At 62.7% G+C, this 22,236-nt stretch carries 20 protein-coding genes and 3 tRNA genes; all 23 read left to right on the top strand.

Annotated features, from left to right (window positions below):
• Position 1: 1 nt before the first annotated feature.
• The 23 genes from PSV38_RS13045 to PSV38_RS12935 all read left to right on the top strand — a co-directional run bounded on the left by PSV38_RS13045 (position 2) and on the right by PSV38_RS12935 (position 22,094).
• The gene (locus tag PSV38_RS13045) at positions 2-703 is read left to right on the top strand and encodes a succinate dehydrogenase iron-sulfur subunit (protein ID WP_300548064.1); all 702 of its coding nucleotides are present in this window, start codon (positions 2-4) and stop codon (positions 701-703) included.
• 31 nt (positions 704-734) lie between these two features.
• Positions 735-1,076, top strand: a complete 342-nt coding sequence (locus tag PSV38_RS13040) for a succinate dehydrogenase assembly factor 2 (RefSeq protein WP_300548062.1) — start codon at positions 735-737, stop codon at positions 1,074-1,076.
• Positions 1,077-1,119: 43 nt separating this feature from the next.
• A complete protein-coding gene (gene gltA, locus PSV38_RS13035; protein WP_300548077.1) occupies positions 1,120-2,430 on the top strand; it encodes a citrate synthase in 1,311 nt (436 codons plus the stop codon).
• A gap of 116 nt (positions 2,431-2,546) precedes the next feature.
• On the top strand, positions 2,547-3,959 hold the full coding sequence (leuC, locus tag PSV38_RS13030) for a 3-isopropylmalate dehydratase large subunit (RefSeq protein WP_300548060.1): 1,413 nt from the start codon (positions 2,547-2,549) through the stop codon (positions 3,957-3,959).
• 3 nt (positions 3,960-3,962) lie between these two features.
• Complete coding sequence (locus tag PSV38_RS13025; RefSeq protein ID WP_300548058.1) at positions 3,963-4,097, top strand: entericidin A/B family lipoprotein; 135 nt, start codon at positions 3,963-3,965, stop codon at positions 4,095-4,097.
• Positions 4,098-4,102: 5 nt separating this feature from the next.
• Positions 4,103-4,750: a 3-isopropylmalate dehydratase small subunit gene (gene leuD / locus PSV38_RS13020; protein WP_300548056.1), complete on the top strand. Its 648-nt coding sequence runs from the start codon at positions 4,103-4,105 to the stop codon at positions 4,748-4,750.
• 22 nt (positions 4,751-4,772) lie between these two features.
• Positions 4,773-5,852 carry a 3-isopropylmalate dehydrogenase gene (gene leuB, locus PSV38_RS13015; protein WP_300548054.1) on the top strand — a complete coding sequence of 360 codons (1,080 nt, stop codon included), beginning with the start codon at positions 4,773-4,775 and terminating at the stop codon, positions 5,850-5,852.
• 60 nt (positions 5,853-5,912) lie between these two features.
• Positions 5,913-7,046, top strand: a complete 1,134-nt coding sequence (asd, locus tag PSV38_RS13010) for an aspartate-semialdehyde dehydrogenase (RefSeq protein WP_300548052.1) — start codon at positions 5,913-5,915, stop codon at positions 7,044-7,046.
• A gap of 290 nt (positions 7,047-7,336) precedes the next feature.
• Positions 7,337-10,018 carry a FimV/HubP family polar landmark protein gene (locus PSV38_RS13005; RefSeq protein ID WP_300548049.1) on the top strand — a complete coding sequence of 894 codons (2,682 nt, stop codon included), beginning with the start codon at positions 7,337-7,339 and terminating at the stop codon, positions 10,016-10,018.
• A gap of 6 nt (positions 10,019-10,024) precedes the next feature.
• On the top strand, positions 10,025-10,909 hold the full coding sequence (truA, locus tag PSV38_RS13000; RefSeq protein WP_300548047.1) for a tRNA pseudouridine(38-40) synthase TruA: 885 nt from the start codon (positions 10,025-10,027) through the stop codon (positions 10,907-10,909).
• Positions 10,910-10,915: 6 nt separating this feature from the next.
• On the top strand, positions 10,916-11,584 hold the full coding sequence (locus PSV38_RS12995) for a phosphoribosylanthranilate isomerase (RefSeq protein WP_300548045.1): 669 nt from the start codon (positions 10,916-10,918) through the stop codon (positions 11,582-11,584).
• 36 nt (positions 11,585-11,620) lie between these two features.
• Positions 11,621-12,868, top strand: a complete 1,248-nt coding sequence (gene trpB / locus PSV38_RS12990; protein ID WP_300548044.1) for a tryptophan synthase subunit beta — start codon at positions 11,621-11,623, stop codon at positions 12,866-12,868.
• The gene (trpA, locus tag PSV38_RS12985) at positions 12,865-13,689 is read left to right on the top strand and encodes a tryptophan synthase subunit alpha (protein ID WP_300548042.1); all 825 of its coding nucleotides are present in this window, start codon (positions 12,865-12,867) and stop codon (positions 13,687-13,689) included. Before trpB ends, trpA begins: the two co-directional genes overlap by 4 nt.
• A 1-nt stretch (position 13,690) precedes the next feature.
• Entirely contained in the window at positions 13,691-14,566 is an 876-nt protein-coding gene (gene accD / locus PSV38_RS12980; RefSeq protein WP_300548040.1) for an acetyl-CoA carboxylase, carboxyltransferase subunit beta, read from the top strand.
• Between the two features lie 97 nt (positions 14,567-14,663).
• Positions 14,664-16,052, top strand: coding sequence for a bifunctional tetrahydrofolate synthase/dihydrofolate synthase (gene folC, locus PSV38_RS12975; RefSeq protein ID WP_300548039.1), 1,389 nt, complete (start codon positions 14,664-14,666; stop codon positions 16,050-16,052).
• A 77-nt stretch (positions 16,053-16,129) separates the two neighbouring features.
• Complete coding sequence (locus tag PSV38_RS12970; RefSeq protein WP_300548038.1) at positions 16,130-16,882, top strand: SPOR domain-containing protein; 753 nt, start codon at positions 16,130-16,132, stop codon at positions 16,880-16,882.
• Between the two features lie 8 nt (positions 16,883-16,890).
• On the top strand, positions 16,891-17,397 hold the full coding sequence (locus PSV38_RS12965; protein WP_300548037.1) for a CvpA family protein: 507 nt from the start codon (positions 16,891-16,893) through the stop codon (positions 17,395-17,397).
• 42 nt (positions 17,398-17,439) lie between these two features.
• Positions 17,440-18,966 (top strand): amidophosphoribosyltransferase, encoded by a 1,527-nt coding sequence (gene purF, locus PSV38_RS12960; RefSeq protein WP_300548036.1) that lies wholly within the window; start codon positions 17,440-17,442, stop codon positions 18,964-18,966.
• A gap of 8 nt (positions 18,967-18,974) precedes the next feature.
• Positions 18,975-20,225, top strand: coding sequence for an O-succinylhomoserine sulfhydrylase (locus PSV38_RS12955; protein WP_300548035.1), 1,251 nt, complete (start codon positions 18,975-18,977; stop codon positions 20,223-20,225).
• A 21-nt stretch (positions 20,226-20,246) separates the two neighbouring features.
• Positions 20,247-21,650 carry a glutamate--tRNA ligase gene (gltX, locus tag PSV38_RS12950; protein ID WP_300548034.1) on the top strand — a complete coding sequence of 468 codons (1,404 nt, stop codon included), beginning with the start codon at positions 20,247-20,249 and terminating at the stop codon, positions 21,648-21,650.
• Between the two features lie 121 nt (positions 21,651-21,771).
• Positions 21,772-21,847 (top strand) — tRNA-Ala (locus tag PSV38_RS12945).
• A gap of 69 nt (positions 21,848-21,916) precedes the next feature.
• A tRNA-Glu gene (locus tag PSV38_RS12940) sits at positions 21,917-21,992 on the top strand.
• A 25-nt stretch (positions 21,993-22,017) separates the two neighbouring features.
• A tRNA-Asp gene (locus tag PSV38_RS12935) sits at positions 22,018-22,094 on the top strand.
• The last annotated feature ends 142 nt before the right edge of the window (positions 22,095-22,236 follow it).

Raw genomic sequence — 22,236 nt, 5'->3', positions numbered from 1 at the left:
CATGAAGCGCACTTTCAAAATCTACCGCTACGATCCGGACAAGGACGTCAAGCCTTACATGCAGACCCTCGAGGTCGAACTCGACGGTCAGGAGCGCATGCTGCTGGATGCCCTGATCAAGCTCAAGGCCGTGGATCCCACCTTGTCGTTCCGCCGCTCCTGCCGTGAAGGCGTGTGTGGCTCTGACGCCATGAACATCAACGGCAAGAATGGTCTGGCCTGCCTGACCAACATGCTGACCTTGCCGGGCGATATCGTGTTGAAGCCGCTGCCGGGCCTGCCCGTCGTGCGCGACCTGATCGTCGACATGACCCAGTTCTTCAAGCAGTACAACTCGATCAAGCCTTACCTGGTCAACGACGAGCCGCCGCCTGATAAAGAGCGCTTGCAGTCGCCCGAAGAGCGCGAAGAGCTCGACGGCCTGTACGAGTGCATCCTGTGCGCCAGTTGCTCGACCAGCTGCCCCAGCTTCTGGTGGAACCCCGACAAGTTCGTGGGCCCCGCCGGTTTGCTGCAGGCCTACCGCTTCATCGCGGACAGCCGCGACCAAGGCACGGCCGAGCGCCTGGACAATCTGGAAGATCCTTACCGCTTGTTCCGTTGCCACACCATCATGAACTGCGTGGACGTTTGCCCCAAGGGCCTGAACCCCACGAAGGCCATTGGCAAGATCAAGGAACTGATGGTGCGCCGCGCCGTTTGATCTCCTGCTGACACCTCGCCCTGAATTGCCCATGACCCTGACCCCAACGCCGTCATCCGCGCCTGGGTCCGTGCCCAGCGCGGACGAATTGCGGCGTTTGCGTTGGCGCTGCCGGCGCGGCCTGCTCGAGAACGATCTCTTCATTGATCGTTTTTTTGAGTTGCACGGTGAAAACCTCACCAACGCGCTGGTACAGGGTTTGCATGAGCTCATGGACTTGGCTGACAATGACCTGTTGGATCTCTTTTTGTCGCGCAAGCGGCCTGAAGGCGATCTGGACACGTTGGAAGTCCGCCAAGTATTGGAGCTGATGCATGCCGCCGGTGCCTCGCGGCTGCCTCCCCAGGCATCCGTGTCAATTTCCGATCATTAAGACCCATTTCGCAAGACCCGACCCTCTAGGAGCGCTCATGAGCATGACCCCGTCCGACGTGAAAGCCACGCTGTCGTTTTCCGATGGCAGCCCCAACATGGACCTGCCGATCTACAAAGGCTCCATTGGCCCTGACGTGATCGACATCCGCAAGCTGTACGCCCAAACCGGCAAGTTCACCTACGACCCTGGTTTCCTGTCGACGGCTTCGTGCAACTCCACCATCACCTACATTGATGGCGACGTGGGCGAGTTGTTGTACCGCGGCTACCCCATCGAACAGTTGGCCACCAACTGCGACTTCCTGGAAACCTGTTACCTGCTGCTGAATGGCGAATTGCCCAACGCAGGCCAGAAGGAAGAGTTCGTCGAGAGCGTGACCAACCACACGATGGTCAACGAGCAGATGCAGTTCTTCCTGCGTGGTTTCCGCCGCGACGCGCACCCGATGGCCGTCATGACGGGCCTGGTTGGCGCTTTGTCAGCGTTCTACCACGACAGCACCGACATCAATAACCCCGAGCACCGCAAGATTGCCGCGATCCGCCTGATCGCCAAGATGCCCACGCTCGTGGCCATGGCCTACAAGTACACGATCGGCCAGCCTTACGTCTACCCGAAGAACGACCTCTCGTACACCGAGAACTTCATGCGGATGATGTTCGCCACGCCGTGCGAAGACTACAAACCCAATGAAGTGCTGGTTCGCGCCATGGACCGCATCTTCATCTTGCACGCCGACCACGAGCAAAACGCCTCGACCTCGACCGTGCGCCTGTGCGGCTCGTCGGGCACCAACCCGTTCGCGGCCATCGCCGCTGGCGTGGCTTGCTTGTGGGGCCCTGCTCACGGCGGCGCCAACGAAGCTGCCCTGAACATGCTGGAAGAGATCCAGAAGAACGGTGGCGTCGAGAAGATCGGCGACTTCATCGCCCAGGTCAAGGACAAGAACTCCGGCGTCAAGCTGATGGGCTTTGGTCACCGCGTGTACAAGAACTACGACCCGCGTGCCAAGCTGATGCGCGAAACCTGCCACGAAGTGCTGAACGAGTTGGGCCTGCAAAACGACCCCATGTTCAAGCTGGCCATGGCGCTGGAAAAGATCGCCCTGGAAGACGAATATTTCGTGTCGCGCAAGCTGTACCCGAACGTCGACTTCTACTCCGGCATCGTGCAACGCGCCATTGGCATCCCCGTGCCGCTGTTCACCGCCATCTTCGCGCTGGCCCGCACGGTCGGCTGGATTGCTCAGCTGAACGAAATGATCGGTGATCCTGAGTACAAGATCGGCCGTCCCCGTCAGTTGTTCGTGGGCGCCGAGAAGCGTGACGTCAAGCCGATGGCCCAGCGCTGATTGCTTTTTAAGCTTGACGAAAACCCCGGCTTGCCGGGGTTTTTTTTCGTTGGGTGCCGTAAAATCGACCTCTTTCCCCACACGGGCCTCACACGGCCCTTCGCGCAAGAAGCACCATGGGACGCACCCTTTACGACAAGATCTGGGACGAACACGTCGTCCACACCGAAGACGACGGCACCGTCACGCTGTACATCGATCGCCACCTGGTGCACGAAGTGACCAGTCCGCAGGCGTTTGAAGGCCTGAACATTGCTGGCCGCAAGGTCTGGCGCCTGTCGGCCAACCTGGCCGTGAGCGACCACAACGTGCCCACCACCGACCGCAGCCAAGGCATCGCCGACCCCATCTCCAAACTGCAAGTCGACACGCTGGACGCCAACTGCGACCGCGTCGGCATCACGCAGTTCAAGATGAACGACAAGCGCCAGGGCATCGTGCACGTCATTGGCCCGGAGCAGGGCGCGACCTTGCCCGGCATGACCGTCGTCTGCGGTGACAGCCACACCTCCACGCACGGCGCGTTCGGCGCGCTGGCGCACGGCATCGGCACGTCCGAGGTCGAGCATGTGCTGGCCACGCAAACCTTGCTGGCCAAAAAAGCCAAGAACATGCTGATCAAGGTCGAAGGCACCCTGACCAAAGGCTGTGGCGCCAAGGACATCGTGCTGGCCATCATCGGCAAGATCGGCACGGCGGGCGGCACCGGCTACACCATCGAGTTCGCTGGCAGCGCCATCCGCGCCCTCAGCATGGAAGGCCGCATGACGGTCTGCAACATGGCCATCGAAGGCGGTGCGCGCGCCGGCCTGGTGGCGGTGGACGACACCACCATCCACTACGTCAAGGGCCGCCCCTTCTCGCCCTCGGCGGGTGTCGAGTGGGACCAGGCCGTGGCCTACTGGCGCACCCTGCAGTCCGACCCCGACGCGCACTTCGATGCCCTGGTCGAGCTGGACGCCAGCCAGATCAAGCCGCAAGTGACCTGGGGTACCTCGCCCGAGATGGTCCTGTCCATCGACGACCGTGTGCCCGATCCCGACAAGGAAAAAGACCCCAACAAGCGCTCCGCCATGGAGCGTGCATTGCAGTACATGGCGCTGGAGCCCAACAAGGCCATCAACGACATCCTGGTGGACAAGGTCTTCATCGGATCGTGCACCAACAGCCGCATCGAAGACATGCGCGAAGCCGCTGCCGTGGTCAAGCGCATCGGCGGCAAAGTGGCGTCCAACATCAAGCTGGCGCTGATCGTTCCGGGCTCGGGTTTGGTCAAGGAGCAAGCCGAGCGCGAAGGTCTGGACGTGATCTTCAAGGCCGCCGGTTTTGAATGGCGCGAACCGGGTTGCTCGATGTGCCTGGCCATGAACGCCGATCGCCTGGAGCCTGGCGAGCGCTGCGCCTCCACCAGCAACCGCAATTTCGAAGGCCGCCAAGGCGCCGGTGGGCGCACCCACCTGGTCAGCCCCGCCATGGCAGCCGCTGCGGCCATGGCAGGCCACTTCGTCGACGTGCGTCGCATCGCCTGAACCATGAAACGCCTCGTCGCCCTCCTGTTGCTGAGTCTGTTGTCGGCCACCGCCTTGACCGCCTGCAACACCGTCCATGGCTTAGGCCTTGACATTAAAAAAGCTGGTGAAGCCATTTCAGGCGCTTTTAAAAAGTAAACGCTATGCAAGCATTTCGCATTCACAAGGGCCTCGTGGCCCCGATGGACCGGGAAAACGTCGACACCGACGCGATCATTCCCAAGCAATACCTGAAGTCGATCAAGCGCACGGGCTTTGGCCCCAACCTGTTCGATGAGTGGCGTTACCTGGACGCGGGCGAGCCCGGCCAGGACCCGGCCACGCGCAAGCCGAATCCTGACTTCGTGCTGAACCAGCCGCGCTACAAAGGCGCCTCTGTGTTGCTGGCGCGCAAGAACTTTGGTTGCGGCTCCAGCCGTGAGCACGCGCCCTGGGCCCTGGACCAGTACGGCTTTCGCGCCCTGATCGCCCCCAGCTTTGCCGACATCTTCTTCAACAACAGCTTCAAAAACGGCCTGCTGCCGATTCAACTGAGCGAGTTGCAGGTCGACAATCTGTTCAACGAAGCGCTGGTGTTCCCCGGCTACGAGCTGACGATTGATCTGGAGCGCCAAGTCGTCGTCAAGCCCGATGGTACCGAGCTGGCCTTCGACGTGCAGCCCTTCCGCAAGTTCTGCTTGTTGAACGGTTTTGACGACATCGGCCTGACCCTGCGCCACGCCGACAAGATCAAGGCTTTTGAAGCCGAACGCCTGGCGCAAAAGCCCTGGCTCAACCACCGCATCGTTTAAACATTCAACACGTACCATGGTCATGAAGATTGCAGTTTTGCCGGGTGACGGCATCGGCCCCGAGATCGTCACCGAGGCCGTCAAGGTGCTCAAGGCACTTGATTTGCCTTTCGAGATGGAAGAGGCCAAGGTTGGCGGCGCCGCCTACGACGCTCACGGCCACCCGCTGCCGCCGGCCACCCTCAAACTGGCCATGGACTCCGACGCCGTGTTGTTCGGCTCGGTTGGCGACTGGAAGTACGACAAGCTCGACCGCCCCCTGCGCCCTGAGCAAGCCATCTTGGGTCTGCGCAAGAACATGGGCCTGTTCGCCAACTTCCGCCCGGCCATCTGCTACCCGCAACTCACGCACGCCTCCAGCCTCAAGCCCGAATTGGTGGCGGGCCTGGACATCCTGATCATCCGCGAGCTGACGGGCGACATCTATTTCGGCCAGCCGCGTGGCCGTCGCTTGAGCCCGGACGGTGAGTTCAAGGGTGCGGAAGAAGCCTTTGACACCATGCGCTATTCGCGCCCCGAGATCGAGCGCATTGCCCACGTGGCCTTTCAGGCCGCCCGCAAACGCCACAAGCGTGTCACCAGCGTGGACAAGGCCAATGTGCTGGAAACCTTCCAGTTCTGGAAGGACGTCGTCATCGAGGTGCATGCCCAGTACCCCGACATCGAACTCGACCACATGTACGTGGACAACGCCGCGATGCAACTGGTCAAGGCGCCTAAGAAGTTCGACGTGCTGTTCACTGGCAACATGTTCGGCGACATCCTCTCGGACGCGGCCGCGATGCTGACCGGCTCGATCGGCATGCTGCCCTCGGCCTCGCTGAACGCCAAGGGCCAGGGCTTGTACGAGCCCAGCCATGGTTCGGCACCTGACATCGCGGGCAAGGGCGTGGCCAATCCCTTGGCCACCATCCTGAGCGCGGCCATGATGCTGCGCTTCAGCCTGAACCAGGAAGCCGCTGCCAGCCGCATCGAAGCGGCCGTGCAGACGGTGCTGGAGCAAGGCTTGCGCACGGGCGACATCTACAGCGAAGGCACGCGCAAAGTGGGCACGGTCGAGATGGGCGATGCCGTGCTGGCCGCGCTGTCGCGTCAAGGTTGAAACCGTTCGGATTAGACGACACACAGGCCCGGGGCTGAGCCGGGCGAGAAGGACTAAAAAATGGTAACGAAATTAGTGGGTTTGGTCGGCTGGCGCGGCATGGTCGGCTCGGTGTTGATGGACCGCATGCAGGCCGAGGGCGATTTCGACCTCATCGAGCCGATGTTCTTCAGCACCAGCAACGCGGGCGGCAAAGCTCCCGCCATGGCCAAGAATGAAACCACGCTGAAAGACGCCTACGACATCGCTGAGCTCAAGCGTTGCGACATCATCATCACGGCCCAGGGAGGCGACTACACCAGCGACGTGTTCGCCAAGCTGCGCGCCACCGGCTGGAACGGCCACTGGATCGACGCCGCCTCCACCCTGCGCATGAATGACGATGCCGTCATCGTGCTGGACCCGGTCAACCTGCCCGTCATCAAGAACGCGCTGGCCAAGGGCGGCAATAACTGGATCGGCGGCAACTGCACCGTCAGCTGCATGCTGATCGGCGTGGGCGCGCTGTACAAGGCCGGCTTGGTCGAGTGGATGTCCACCCAGACCTACCAGGCCGCGTCGGGCGGTGGTGCCCAGCACATGCGCGAGCTGTTGACCCAGTTCGGCACCTTGAATGCCGAAGTTCGCCCCTTGCTGGACGACCCCAAGAGCGCCATCCTCGAGATCGACCGCAAGATCATCGCCAAGCAACGCGCGCTGTCCGATGCCGAGATCGCCAACTTTGGTGCCCCCCTGGGCGGCTCGCTCATCCCTTGGATCGACAAGGATCTGGGCAATGGCATGAGCAAGGAAGAGTGGAAGGGCGGCGCCGAGACCAACAAAATCCTGGGGCAGGGCGAAGGCTTTGGCACCCCGGGTGTTCCGGTCGACGGCTTCTGCGTGCGCATCGGTGCCATGCGCTGCCACAGCCAAGCGCTGACCTTCAAGCTGAAGAAGGATGTGCCCCTGGCGGACATAGAGGCCATGATCGCGGCCGACAACCAGTGGGTGAAAGTGGTGCCCAACACACGCGAAGCCACCATCAAGGCCCTGACCCCTGTGGCCGTGACGGGCACCTTGACCATCCCGGTGGGCCGCCTGCGCAAGATGGCCATGGGCCCTGAATACCTGGGTGCATTCACCATTGGTGATCAGTTGCTGTGGGGGGCTGCAGAGCCCTTGCGTCGCATGCTGCGCATCCTGTTGGATGCCTGACCGGCCTCAAGCTGTTGTAAGCACGCCCCTGTTACAACGGCTTGAAACAAAGTTCGTAACAGTTGTTGTTGCCTCGGGGCGACAATAGCGGCCGCGATTGACTGTATGGCTGACACAGAGATCAGCTTGATCAGATCAGTATTTGCATGAGCTTGTCACCGTATCTGCTTGATGCTATTGTATTTTCTGCTGCGTACCGTCTGCAGGTGCGGGTTCGCGTCCGAATCTGTCCTGGATTGGGGTGAGCCTATGGGTCAATTCAATGACTCAATGACGACTTGGGAGACGCCTTGAAAGATCATTCGTTGTCCGCGGGGCGCTTTGCCTTGAATCGGGTTGCTGTCGCTGCGGCTTGTGCCGCTTTGTCTTTGCTTCCGGCTGCCTCTTGGGCACTGGGGCTCGGACGTTTGAACGTGCAGTCTGCGCTGGGTGAGTCCCTGCGCGCTGAAATCGACATCACCAGCCTGACGCCCGAAGAGAGCGCATCGCTGCAGGTGAAGGTCGCTTCGCCTGAAACTTACCGGGCTGCCGGGGTTGACTACAACCAGGTACTTGGTGCCACCAGCATCGTGCTGCAACGCCGCACCGATGGTCGCTCGTTCCTGAAAATCACCAGCGACCGTTCTGTTCAAGAACCCTTCATTGACGTGATTCTGGACTTGGCCTGGTCATCGGGCCGCTTGGTGCGTGAGTACACCTTGCTGTTCGATCCCCCATCGTCCACTCGCACGCCAGCTCAAACCGTCGCGCCGACGATGGATTCAGTGGCGCCAGCCCCTGCGCCTCGACCAGCCCCTGCGCCCGTGCCTGCGGCGGCAGCGCCCAAGCCACCCGCGCCGGTAGTCGAAGCACCCAAGCCCCGCGCCAAACCTGCGCCTGTGGCCAGTGCCGCAAGTGCACCTGCTGCACCGGCTCCTGCGCCCGTGCCTGTAGTTGCTGAGCCTGTGGCTGAGCGTCCTTCGGCACCTGTTCGTTCTGCGCAAGGCATCCGTGTGCAACGCGGTGATTCGTTGTCAAAAATCGCCGGTGAGCATCAAGTGGCCGGCGTGTCGCTTGACCAGATGCTGGTCGGGCTGTACCGCAATAATCCCCAAGCCTTCCAGGGCGACAACATGAACCGCCTGAAGTCGGGCGTGGTGTTGAACATGCCCACGGCCGATGAAGCCAAGTCGGTGCCGCCCACCGAGGCGCGTCAGGTCATCGTGGCACAAAGCGCCGACTTTGCCGCTTACCGTCAGCGTTTGGCGGGTACGGTTACCGCGACGGCGCCTGAAAAGCCCCAACGCCAAGCCGTCGGCAAGGTCGAGGCCGAAGTCAAGGATCAGAAGCAGTCTGCCGCACCGACACCCGACAAGCTCACCTTGAGCAAGGGTGGTTTGAGCAGCAAGGCCTCTGCCCCGGCCACCGAAGACCGCCTGGCCAAGGCGCGCGCGCAAAAGGAAAGCGAAGCCCGCGTGGCTGAGTTGTCCAAGAACCTGGACGACCTGCGCAAGCTGAAGGAAAAGGCCGCCGCTGCCCCAGCCATCCCAGTGGTGAAGCCCGTGCCTGCCCCGGTGCCAGCACCTGCTCCCGCCCCAGCCCCGGCCCCGGTACCGCCTGCACCTGCTCCGGTGCCGAGTGCGCCAGCTTTGGTCGCCTCCGAGGCCTCTGCCGTGGCGCCTGCCGCGTCCGAGGTCGCGTCGATGGCCTCCGAAGCCGCCACCAGCGTGGCCAATGCAGCGTCCGAGGCTGCCTCGGCGGCTTCTGAGGCCATGCCTGCGCCCACCCTGCCCAAGCCGGCGGCCATTCCTGAGCCAGAGCCTGAAGCGCCTGGCCTGCTGGAGTCGCTTAACCCCATGCTCCTGGCGGGCGTGGGTGCGGCCGTGGCCCTGTTGGCTGGCGTGGCGATGTTCCTGCGTTCACGCCGCCGTGCCGACACCGGAGAGACCTCCTTCCTCGAAAGCCGCCTGCAACCTGATTCCTTCTTTGGTGCCAGCGGTGGTCAGCGCGTCGATACCCGCGATGCCACGGGTGCGCCATCGTCCATGAGCTACTCGCTCAGCCAACTGGATGCCATTGGCGACGTCGATCCTGTGGCCGAGGCCGATGTGTACCTGGCTTATGGCCGCGACCTTCAAGCCGAAGAAATCCTCAAGGAAGCCCTGCGCAGCACGCCTGAGCGCTTGGCCATTCGCACCAAGTTGCTGGAGGTGTATGCCAAGCGCCGTGACACCAAGGGCTACGAGCAATTGGCGTCGCAGCTTTTCAACCTGACCGGTGGCCAGGGCGACGACTGGGCCAAGGCTCAGGAAATGGGCCTGGGCATCGATCCTGAAAATCCGCTGTACCAGCCGGGTGGTCAGCCATCGTCCAGCACGCCGTTGAGCGTGGAGTCACCTAACGATTCCTTGGGTGCAAGCACCATTCCTCACTCGGTGATGCCCACCCCCATGCACCTGGACAGCCCGGATACGGCGCCCATGGAGCCTGCTGGTGAATTGGTGGACCTGGACTTGGACATCTCGGCGCCAGGGCCTTTGTCCGAGCCCGAGTTCCCGGGTGAGAAGCCTTCGTTGCAGTTCGACGCTTTCGCTGACATGCCTTCGCTGGACCTGCCTTCAGTGTCGCCAGCAGCGGCCCCTGCGGTGATTGAAGAGGCCCATTCCCTGGACTTCGACTTGCCGCTGGAGCCTGCTGCACCCGCTCCTACCCCGGCGGCCAGCTTGGCTTCGTCCACCGGCGCGTTCGACCTGGGTGATCTGAACCTGGACCTCGATGCCTCGGCGCCAGCGCCTGCCGCTGAAAGTCTGGCCCTGGACGACGACGACCTGTCGCAACCTTCGGACCCGATGGAACGCAAGTTCGAATTGGCCGAAGAGTTCCGTCAGATTGGCGACGTCGATGGCGCGCGTGAACTGCTGCAGGAAGTGGTGGCCAACGCCACGGGTGCATTGCAGGTCAAGGCCAAGTCCACGCTGGACAGCTTGAGCTGACGTCTCATGAGCAGTGAGCAGCCGAGGGCGACCCGCCGGGTCGCCCTCGGCGTTTCTTACCGAGGCACGGCCTACAAAGGCTGGCAAAGCCAGGCCGGTGGCGGCACCGTGCAAGACGCGCTGGAGTCGGCCTTGTCGGCCTTCGCCACACAGCCCACCCGCGTCATGTGCGCGGGACGCACGGATTCGGGTGTGCATGGCATCAACCAGGTGGTTCACCTGGACACACCCTTGCAGCGGGAACCTTTCTCTTGGGTTCGCGGCACCAATGCCTTCTTGCCCCCGGACATCGCAGTGCAATGGGCCGCTGAAGTGCCGAACAGCTTCCATGCGCGGCAAAGCGCCATGGGCCGAAGGTACGCCTACATCCTGCTGGAGGCCCCGGTTCGGCCCGCTCTCGAATCCGGACAAGTGGGTTGGGTCTTCCGGCCTTTGGACCATGCGGCCATGGTGGCCGCCAGCACTTGCCTGATCGGTGAGCACGATTTCAGCTCCTTCCGATCATCCCAGTGCCAGTCGCCCACGCCTGTCAAGACTTTGCGCGAGATATCCATCCGCCGTTGCGGTGGGGCAGGCGAGCGAAAGCCTTCTTCGGGTGAGGTGGATCGCCGCGGCATCCTGGGCCCCGGTGCCGAAGGCATCTACTGGCGTTTCGATTTTGAAGGCACGGCCTTTTTGCACCACATGATCCGCAACCTCATGGGCTGTCTGGTGGCGGTGGGTACCGGTGCGCAGCCCGTCTCTTGGATGCAGACCGTCCTCGACGCCCGCGACCGCAAGATCGCCGCGCCGACATTTGCCCCTGAGGGCTTGTATTTCCTGGGGCCGCGCTACGATGAACGGTGGGGCCTGCCTTCGGATGTGCCCGCTTTTCACTGGCTTCCTGACTGATCGGACATGACTCCTTTTCGCATTTTGCCTGCCGACCACCGCACCCGCATCAAGATTTGCGGACTGACGCGCGAGGCCGATGTAGACGCCGCCATCGATGCCGGGGTGGATGCCGTGGGCTTTGTCCTGTACGACAAAAGCCCCCGCCACGTGACTTTGGCCAAGGCGCAGGCCCTGGCGCAACAATTGCCTCCGTTTGTGACGCCGGTGCTGCTGCTGGTCAATGCCGACGATACTTTCGTGCGCGAAGCCATTGCCATGCTGCCCCAAGCCTTGTTGCAATTCCATGGTGACGAGTCAGTTGCGCAATGCGAGAACTCTGGACACCCCTACATCAGGGCTGCCCGGATGGCAAGTGGTTTCAATTTGTTAGACTTCGCCCAGCAGTTCTCCAAAGCCCAGGCCATGTTGGTCGATGCCCATGTGGAAGGGTATGGGGGCGGCGGAGAGGTGTTTGACTGGTCCTGGTTGCCTTCGCAACTGCCGTGCCCCATGATTCTTTCAGCGGGCTTGAACCCGGGCAATGTGGCCAAGGGTGTGGCGAGTGTGCGGCCCTGGGCCGTGGATGTGAGTTCTGGCGTGGAATCGGGCAAGGGCATCAAGGATGCCGCACTGATGCGCCAGTTCTGTCAGGCCGTGCGGGCGGCCGATCGGCAATGTGCCGAAACCCCTTAGCCCCGCGCGGATTGATTGAAGAATCTTTAGAGAGCTATGCTGAATTATCAACAGCCCGACGCCAAAGGCCATTTCGGCCCTTACGGCGGTACTTTTGTCTCCGAGACGCTGATCCACGCGCTGGACGAGCTCAAGAACGCCTACGAGCACTACCGCCACGATCCGGAATTCATCGCCGAGTTCAAGCGCGAGCTGGCCGACTTCGTGGGGCGTCCCAGCCCGATCTATCACGCGGAGCGCCTCAGCCGCGAACTGGGCGGTGCGCAGATCTACCTGAAGCGGGAAGACCTCAACCACACTGGCGCGCACAAGATCAACAACACCATTGGCCAGGCCTTGCTGGCCAAACGCATGGGCAAGCCCCGTGTGATCGCCGAAACCGGCGCGGGCCAGCATGGCGTGGCCACGGCCACCATCTGCGCGCGCTACGGCATGGAGTGCGTGGTCTACATGGGTTCGGAAGACGTCAAGCGCCAGTCTCCCAATGTCTACCGCATGCATTTGCTGGGGGCCACCGTGGTGCCCGTTGATTCGGGCAGCCGCACCCTCAAGGATGCGCTGAACGAGGCCATGCGCGACTGGGTGACCAACGTCGAGAACACCTTCTACATCATCGGCACGGTGGCGGGCCCTTCGCCTTACCCGGCCATGGTGCGCGATTTCCAGAGCGTGATTGGCGAAGAGTGCCTCACGCAGATGCCAGTCAAAATTGGCCGCCAGCCCGATGTTGTGATCGCCTGTGTGGGCGGTGGCAGCAACGCGATGGGCATTTTCTACCCCTACATTCAGCACGAGAGCGTGCGCCTGATCGGCGTGGAAGCCGCAGGTGAGGGCGCTGACAGCGGCAAGCACTCCATGTCGCTGCAAAAGGGCGTGTCGGGCGTGCTGCACGGCAACCGCACCTACCTGCTGCAAGACGAAAACGGCCAGATCACCGAGACGCATTCGATCTCTGCGGGCCTGGACTACCCGGGTGTGGGCCCCGAGCATGCCTACCTCAAAGACATCGGCCGGGCCGAATACGTCGGCATCACCGACAAGGAAGCGCTCGAGGCCTTCCACCGCCTGTGCCGCACCGAAGGCATCATCCCGGCGCTGGAATCCAGCCACGCGGTGGCCTATGCCATGAAGCTGGCGCCCACCATGCGGCCTGACCAGCACATCCTGGTCAACTTGTCTGGCCGTGGCGACAAGGACATCGGCACCGTGGCCGACCTGTCGGGCACCGAGTTTTACGATCGGCCTTCGCAGCGTGGCGTGATCGTGAAGGGCGCCCAGGCATGAGCAAGCGCATTGATGCCACTTTTGCCGTCCTGCGTGACCAGGGCCGTAAGGCACTGATTCCGTACATCACCTGCGGTGACCCTTTCCCTGAGCTGACGCCCGAGTTGATGTGGGCCATGGCCGATGCCGGTGCCGACGTGATCGAACTGGGCGTGCCGTTCTCGGATCCGATGGCCGATGGCCCGGTCATCCAGAAGGCCGCCGAGCGCGCTTTGACCAAAGGCATTTCGCTCAAGCACGTGCTGGCCGATGTGAAGCGTTTTCGTGAGCGCAACACCACCACGCCGGTCGTGCTGATGGGCTATGCCAACCCGATCGAAGCCTATGACCACCGCCTGGGCGATGGCGCGTTTGTGAAGGATGCCAAGGACGTGGGCGTCGATGGCGTCTTGGTGGTGGACTACCCGCCTGAAGAGTGCGAGCAGTTCGCAGCGCGCTTGAACGCAGTCGGTTTGGACCCCATCTTCCTGCTGGCCCCCACCTCGACCGAAGAGCGCATGGCGCAGGTTGGCAAAGTGGCCAGCGGCTATGTGTATTACGTGTCGCTCAAGGGCGTGACCGGCGCTGGCCACCTGGACACCGACGCGGTGGCCCGGATGGTGCCGCTGATCAAGGCTCATGTGAACACGCCCGTGGGTGTCGGTTTCGGCATCCGTGACGCAGCGACCGCCAAGGCCGTGGCCGCGGTGTCCGACGCTGTGGTGATTGGTTCACGCATCGTGCAATTGCTGGAAACGCAATCGCCCGAGACCGTGGTGAAGGCCGCCAGTGATTTCATTGCTGAAATCCGCACGGCCCTGGATTCCTTGAAAGGAGCCTGAGATGAGTTGGCTGGAAAAACTGCTGCCCCCCAAGATTCAACCCACGGACCCGTCCGAGCGTCGGCAGGTGCCTGAAGGGCTGTGGGTCAAGTGCCCGTCGTGCGAAACGGTGCTTTACAAGAACGACCTGGAAGCCAATGTGAACGTGTGCCCCAAGTGCGGCCACCATCACCGCATTGGCGCCCGCGCCCGCCTGGATGCCTTTCTCGACGCCGAAGGGCGTTTCGAACTGGGCCAAGAGGTGTTGCCGGTCGATGCCTTGAAGTTCAAGGACAACAAGAAATATTCCGACCGCCTCAAGCAGGGCATTGAGGCCACTGGCGAGACCGATGCCCTGATTGTCATTGGCGGTTCGGTGCACAGTATTCCCGTGGTGGTGGCCTGCTTCGAGTTCGACTTCATGGGGGGCTCGATGGGCTCCGTGGTGGGCGAGCGTTTTGTGCGGGGTGTTGAGGCTGCGGTCGAGCAGAAGATGCCTTTCGTGTCCTTCACGGCCACGGGTGGTGCCCGCATGCAGGAAGGCCTGCTCAGCCTGATGCAGATGGCCAAGACCAACGCGGCCTTGACCTTGCTGGCCAAAGCCAAGCTGCCCTACATCAGCGTGCTCACCGACCCCACCATGGGTGGCGTGTCGGCCAGTTTCGCGTTCTTGGGTGACGTCGTGATGGCTGAGCCCAAGGCCCTGATCGGCTTTGCCGGCCCTCGCGTGATCGAAAACACCGTGCGCGAGAAGCTGCCTGAAGGTTTCCAGCGTTCGGAGTTCCTGATGCAAAAGGGCGGGGTGGACATGATCATCGACCGCCGGGAATTGCGCATGGTCATCGCCCGCTCGCTGGCCATGCTGCTGCGTCAGCCGGTGGATGCCCTGGTGGTCTGACCAAGACCCAGCTTCAGCCGATTTTCTCGTTTCATTCCACCATGCGGGCTGCGCTGTTTGCAGCCCGTTTCCGTTTTCTGGCGCGATCTGATTTTTCATGAGCACCTCTGCTGACGCCTCCCACGATCTTTCCCGCCCGACCACTCTGGCCGGCTGGCTGTCGCATTGCGAGCGCCTGCACCCCGTCACCATTGACCTGGGCCTGGAGCGCGTCTCGCAGGTCTGGCAGCGCATGGCGGTCACCTTGGGCACGCCATGCGGTGTGAGTGAGGATGAACAAGAGAACACCACCGCCCCGGTTGTGTTCACCGTGGCGGGCACCAATGGCAAGGGCTCGACCTGCGCCATGATCGAGAACATCCTTTTGTCAGCGGGCTTTAAGGTTGGTGTCTACGGATCGCCCCACTTGGTGCATTTTGAAGAACGTTGCCGTGTGAGGGGCTTGCCCGTGAAGGCTGATGAACTGCTGCCGCACTTCGCGGCGGTGGAGGACGCCCGTGGCGAGCTGGCGCTGACTTACTTCGAGTTCACCACCCTGGCCATCATGCGTTTGCTGGCCTCGGCTGGCCTGGACGCGGTGGTGTTGGAGGTGGGCCTGGGTGGTCGCTTAGACGCGGTCAATGTGGTCGACCCCGACTGCGCCATCATCACCAGCATCGACCTGGACCACATGGAGTACCTGGGCCCCGATCGCGAGGCCATTGGCCGAGAGAAGGCCGGCATTCTGCGCGCAGGCCGCCCTGCCATCGTGTCCGACCCGCAGCCACCGCAAAGCGTGCTGGACCACGCCCAGGCCTTGGGTGCCGATCTGTGGTTGTTCTCCCGCGACTTCAACTACTCCGGTGATCGCCAGCAGTGGGCTTGGGCCGGGCGCCACAAGCGTTTCAATGGCATGGCCTATCCGTCCCTGCGCGGGGCCAACCAGTTGCTGAACGCCTCGGGCGCGTTGGCCGCGCTGGACGCTCTCCGCCACCGCCTGCCCGTGTCGGCTCAGGCCGTGCGCACCGGCCTGGCCACCGTCGAGTTGCCGGGGCGTTTCCAGATCATCCCGGGCCAGCCAACTTTGATCCTGGACGTGGCCCACAACCCGCACGCGGCGGCCACCCTGGCGGCCAACCTCGACCAGATGGGCTTCTCACCCCAAACCCACGCGGTGTGGGGCGCCATGGCCGACAAGGATCTGGCGGGCATGGTGGCCAAATTGACCCAGGTGATCGACGCCTGGTATTGCTGCGAGCTGCCCACCGACCGGGCCGCCAGTGCCGCGCAATTGGCCGATGTCGTGCGTGCGATTTCGGCGCAGAACACCTCGCTGGTTCGCCAGCAGCCCACCATCACCACCCATGCGGATCCGATGGCCGGCTTGCACGCAGCGCTGACCGCAGCTGGCCCGACGGATAGAATCGTTGTCTTTGGTTCATTCTTCACCGTTGGCGGTGTTTTGCACGAGGGCTTGCCCCGGCTGAACGCGCCCCACCTCAACTGATTGACCAACCCGCCGCCCCACCGAACATGCCGTTGCCATCGTTCCTACAGCGCCTTCGTCAGCGATCCGCACCGTCCGTGGCTGATGTCTCGCCGCTGTCGTCGGCCGACATTGAGCTGGCGCGGGTGCGTGCACGTCGTCGTTTGGTCGGCATGGTGGTATTGGTGGGGGTGGGGGTGGTCGGCCTGCCTTGGTTGTTCGAAACGCAGCCCAGGCCTTTGAGCCCCGATGTGCAGGTGGTGTCCGCCGTGTCTTCGCGTGGCAATGGCGCGGTGGCCCCATCGAGGCCTGCGCCCTCCATCGCGAGCGTGACCGTGCCGGTGCCCGAGGTGCCCACCGAAGCCGCCAAGGATGAGATTGAAGCGCCAGCGGCCAGCAAACCTGCGGCCCGCGTCAGTGGGGCGCCTGCCAGCAAGCCGACTCCCGCCAAAGACGTGGCCAAGAAGGATCCTGCCAAACCCTTGGTGGTGGCAGAAAACGCATCCGCCAAGGATGCGGCCCGCGCCAAGTCCTTGCTGGAAGGCAAGCCAGCTGCCGTCAAACCTGCAGTTGCCCCGCCAGATGCCAAACCGGTGGCCAAGCCCGCGTCTTCCGCCGCAGCCACCCGCTACGTGGTGCAAATTGGTGCTTTTTCCGACGTGCCGACCGCGCGCGAAGTGCGTTTGAAAGCCGAGCGCGCCGGTGTCAAGACCTACACCCAGGAAGTCACCGTCAATGGCGGCAAGAAGATCCGGGTCCGTGTGGGCCCATATGCCACCAAGGCTGAAGCCGACAAGGCCGTGGACACGTTACGCAAGGCCGGGATGACCAGTGCCCTGTTGACCTTGTGACCGGGGCCATGGGCGGTGCCTGGACACTGGTCGATGTGGTGCTGGCCCTCGGCTTGGCCCTGTCCGTGATCGTGGGTGCCTGGCGCGGCCTGGTGACCGAGGTGCTGGCCTTGCTGGGGTGGGCGGTGGCTTATTTCGCCGCCCAGTGGTACGGGCCGGAAGGTGCGAAGTTCATGCCGGTGGGCGAGCCTGGTTCTCGCTTGAACCTGATCTCGGGCATGCTGGTGGTGTTTGTATTGGCTTGGCTGGGGTGGGCCTTGATTTCCTGGGCGGTCGCCCAAATGATCAAAGCATCGGTGCTCAGCGGACCTGATCGCGTGCTGGGCGCTGGTTTTGGCCTGTTGCGCGGTGTGCTGGTGGCGCTGATTGTGTGCACCGTGGTGAGCATGACACCGGTGACCCACTGGGTGCCGTGGCAGGCGTCGCGCGGTGTGGCGGGATTACAGATTTTGCTGACAGGCCTGAGGCCTGTCCTGCCCGAGCAGGTGGTTAAATTCCTGCCCGGGCAGCCTTGATTGAATTTGCGTAGTTGTTTGTTTTTGCGGAAGAGGTGAACCATGTGCGGCATCGTCGGTGTGATTTCGAAGACGCCAGTCAACCAACTGATCTATGACGCCTTGCTGCTGCTGCAGCACCGTGGTCAAGATGCAGCCGGCATCGTGACGGCCGGCCCTGACGCACTGGGACGCAAGTTCTTCATGCACAAGGCCCGCGGCATGGTCAAGGACGTGTTCCGAACCCGCAACATGCGTGCGCTGCCCGGCACGGTGGGCTTGGGCCAGGTGCGTTACCCCACCGCTGGCAACGCCTTCAACGAAGAAGAGGCTCAGCCCTTCTACGTGAACGCGCCGTTTGGCCTGGTGCTGGTGCACAACGGCAACCTGACCAATGCGCACGGCTTGAAGCGCGAGCTGTTCGAGATCGACCGCCGCCACATCAACACCGAGAGCGACTCCGAAGTGCTGCTCAACGTGCTGGCGCACGAGCTGGAGCGGGTGGGCGTCCAGGGCCCGCTGACCCCCGAAGCGGTCTTCACCGCCGTGCGTGCCGTGCACAAGCGCATCAAGGGCTCTTACGCCGTGGTCTGCCTGATCGCTGGACATGGCCTGCTGGCCTTCCGCGATCCCTACGGCATCCGCCCGCTGTGCTATGGCGTGGCCAACCTGCCTGAAGGCTCCACGGTGATGGTGTCCAGCGAATCCGTGGCCCTGGAAGGCACCGGCCACAAGTTCGTGCGTGACGTGAAGCCCGGCGAGGCCCTGTTCATCGATCTGAACGGCCAGGTCCATGCCGAACAATGCGCCGAGAACCCGGTGCTCAACCCTTGCATGTTCGAGTACGTCTACCTGGCCCGCCCCGATTCGGTCATGGATGGCGTGTCGGTCTACCAGGCGCGTCTGAACATGGGTGAGACGCTGGCGCAGCGCGTCATCTCGACCATGCCGCCCTCCGAGATCGACGTGGTCATCCCGATCCCCGAGTCGAGCCGCCCATCCGCCATGCAGCTGGCGCAGAAGCTGGGCAAGCCATACCGCGAAGGCTTCGTCAAGAACCGCTACGTGGGTCGCACCTTCATCATGCCAGGGCAGGGCGTGCGCAAGAAATCCGTGCGCCAGAAGCTCAACGCCATCGGCCTGGAGTTCAAGGGGCGCAACGTGCTGTTGGTCGATGACTCCATCGTGCGTGGCACCACCTCGAAAGAGATCGTGCAGATGGCCCGCGAGGCTGGCGCCAACAAGGTCTACCTGGCCTCGGCCGCGCCGCCTGTGCGTTATCCCAACGTCTACGGCATCGACATGCCCACCAAGGAAGAACTGGTGGCGCACAACCGCAACGTCGAAGAGATCCGCCAGATCATCGGCTGTGATGCCCTGATCTACCAAGACGTGGACGCGATGAAAAAGGTGGTCGCCAAGCTGAACCCGAACATCAAGAGCTTCGAGGCTTCGTGCTTCGACGGCGTCTACATCACGGGCGATGTCAGCGCCGAAGACTTCGCCGCGATCGAATCGCAGCGCCTGTCGCAAAAGGGCGAGGACGACGCCGACCACTCGCGCCTGGCCTTGCAGCACTCACCCGACTGAACTCTGCCATGAGCACGACCGATCCCAAGCCAGAAAAGAAGCGCCTGCCGCGCAAGGAATTCGCGCCCGATGTTCGCCTGGAAACCCTGGCCGTGCGCGAGGGCTTGCCTTCGACCGAGTGGGGCGAAAACTCCGAAGGGCTGTTCCTGACCAGCAGCTTCAACCACCCGGATGCGGCCACGGCCGCCGCGCGTTTCGCCAACGAAGAAGAAGCTTTCGTCTACACGCGCTTCTCCAACCCGACCACGATGATGTTCGAGCGCCGCCTGGCCGCGCTCGAAGGCACCGAAGCCGCGATCGCCACGTCCAGCGGCATGTCGGCCATCATGCTGTTGGTGATGGGCTTGCTGAAAGCGGGCGACCACGTGGTGTGCTCGCGCAGCGTGTTCGGCTCGACCATCAAGCTGCTGCAGGGCGAGTTCGGCAAGTTCGGCGTGCAGACCACCTTCGTGTCGCAGACCGATGTGGCCGAGTGGCGCGCCGCCATCCAGCCCAACACCAAGTTGCTGTTTGCCGAGACGCCCAGCAACCCGTTGACCGAGGTCTGCGACATCGCGCAATTGGCCGAGGTGGCACACGCCGCGGGCGCCTTGCTGGCCGTGGACAACTGCTTCTGTTCGCCAGCACTGCAGCGGCCTACTAAGCTGGGCGCCGACCTGATCATCCACTCCGGCACCAAGTACCTGGACGGCCAGGGCCGCGTCGTGGCGGGCGCCATCTGCGGCAGCGAACAGCTCATCGAGAACGTGTTTGTGCCGGTGATGCGCAGCGCGGGCATGAGCTTGTCGCCCTTCAACGCCTGGGTGGTGCTCAAGGGCCTGGAAACGTTGTCGATCCGCATGGCCGCGCAAAGCGCCAGCGCCTTGGCCTTGGCCACATGGCTGGAAGCGCACCCTGGCGTTGCCCGCGTTTACTACCCCGGTTTGCCATCGCACCCGCAGCATGAATTGGCGATGAAGCAGCAAGGCGGCTTGGGCGGCGCCGTGGTGAGTTTCATCGCGAAAGGCGAGGGTGCCGAAGCCGCGCGCCGCAACGCTTTTGCCGTGATCGACCACACGCGCATCTGCTCGATCACGTCCAACCTGGGCGACACCAAGACCACCATCACCCACCCGGCCACCACCTCGCACGGTCGCCTGACCGAAGACCAGCGCCAGGCCGCCGGCATCACGCAAGGCATGATCCGCGTGGCCGTGGGCCTTGAGCACATCGAAGACCTCAAGGCCGACCTGGCCTCGGGCCTGAACAGCATTGTCTGAATCCGAGTTTTCCACGATCCCATGACCCAAGTCCGCACCCGCTTTGCCCCGTCGCCCACCGGTTTCATCCACCTGGGCAACATCCGCTCGGCCCTGTACCCATGGGCTTTTGCGCGCGCCTCCAAGGGCGTGTTCATCCTTCGCATCGAAGACACCGACGTCGAGCGCTCCTCGCAAGAAGCCGTCGATGTGATCCTGGAAAGCATGCAGTGGCTGGGCCTGGACATCGACGAGGGCCCGTTCTACCAGATGCAGCGCATGGACCGCTACAAAGCGGCGCTGCAAGACATGGTCGCCAAAGGCCTGGTCTACCCCTGCTACATGAGCACGACCGAGCTGGACGCGCTGCGCGAATCGCAAATGGCGGCCAAGCAAAAGCCTCGCTACGACGGCACTTGGCGCCCTGAGCCCGGCAAGACCCTGCCGCCCGTGCCCGAAGGTGTGCAGCCCGTGTTGCGCTTCAAGAACCCCATCGGCGGTTCGGTGGTGTGGGACGACAAGGTCAAGGGCCGCATAGAGATCAGCAACGACGAGCTGGACGACCTGGTGATCGCGCGCCCTGATGGCACGCCCACCTACAACTTCTGCGTCGTGATCGATGACCTGGACATGGCCATCACCCACGTCATCCGGGGCGACGACCACGTCAACAACACACCGCGCCAGATCAACATCCTTCGCGCGCTGGGCCAGGAACCGCCTGTTTACGCCCACTTGCCCACGGTGCTGAACGCCGAAGGCGAGAAGATGTCCAAGCGCCATGGCGCCAAGGCCGTCACCGAATACCGCGACGAAGGCTACCTGGCCGACGCCGTGGTGAACTACCTGGCCCGCCTGGGCTGGAGCCACGGTGACGACGAGATCTTCTCGCGCCAGCAATTGATCGAGTGGTTCAACCTGGACCACTTGGGCAAGAGCGCCGGCCAGTTCGACGAGGCCAAGCTGCGCTGGGTGGCCCAGCAGCACATGAAGACCACGGCCGAGGGCATGCTGGCACCCCTGGTGCTGGCGCAATGGGCCAAGCGCGGTGTGACTGTGCCTGCTGCTCTGACCACAGGCGACCTGCTGGCACGCATGTGCGCTTTGTTCAAGGACCGCTGTGCCACCACGGTGGAGCTGGCCGACTGGCTGGCCATGTACGTGGCCGATGTGCAAGCACCCACCGAGGAGTTGGCGGCGCAGGTGACGGAGGCCGTCAAGCCCGCCGTGGCCGCTTTGCGCGAGCGTCTGAGCACAGTCACCTGGGACAAAGCCTCCATCGCTTTGGCCTTGAAAGAAACCCTGGCCCAGTTCAGCCTGAAGATGCCGCAACTGGCCATCCCGGTGCGCCTGTTGGTGTGTGGCCGCGCGCAAACGCCCTCGGTCGATGCTGTGCTGGAACTGTTCGATCGCGAAAACGTGTTGAAACGTTTGCACCTGGCTTGATAAAACCTCAAAAACCGATGTATACTTTTGGTCTTGCTTGAACGACGCTTTGTTTAGTCAAAGCAGCCGGGCAGACCAACAGAAATGGTCGTGTACAAAGTATTTTGTATGCGCCACTCACGGGGGTATAGCTCAGCTGGGAGAGCGCTTGCATGGCATGCAAGAGGTCAGCGGTTCGATCCCGCTTACCTCCACCAATTTGGTGTCCGGTGTGCTTTGAAGAGCGAAGCGTCTGACGGTAAAAAGATTTTGAGTAAAAAGATTTTGTCTCCTTCGTCTAGAGGCCTAGGACACCACCCTTTCACGGTGGCTACAGGGGTTCGAATCCCCTAGGAGACGCCAGTTTTGTTGTTGGTTTTACCACTGCGGAGTGGTAGTTCAGTTGGTTAGAATACCGGCCTGTCACGCCGGGGGTCGCGGGTTCGAGTCCCGTCCACTCCGCCACGTTTTTTGATTGTTGGGAACAAGTCTCGGTGCCAGTTTGGCGCCCTGCCGTGCAAGTCACCGCAAGTCATTGCAAGTGAGCCACGATGGGGGTATAGCTCAGCTGGGAGAGCGCTTGCATGGCATGCAAGAGGTCAGCGGT

Source organism: Aquabacterium sp., from assembly GCF_029946005.1.
Taxonomy (GTDB): domain Bacteria; phylum Pseudomonadota; class Gammaproteobacteria; order Burkholderiales; family Burkholderiaceae_C; genus Aquabacterium.
Note: the sequence above shows the minus strand (reverse complement) of the source record. Positions and strands in the feature narration are given on the sequence as shown.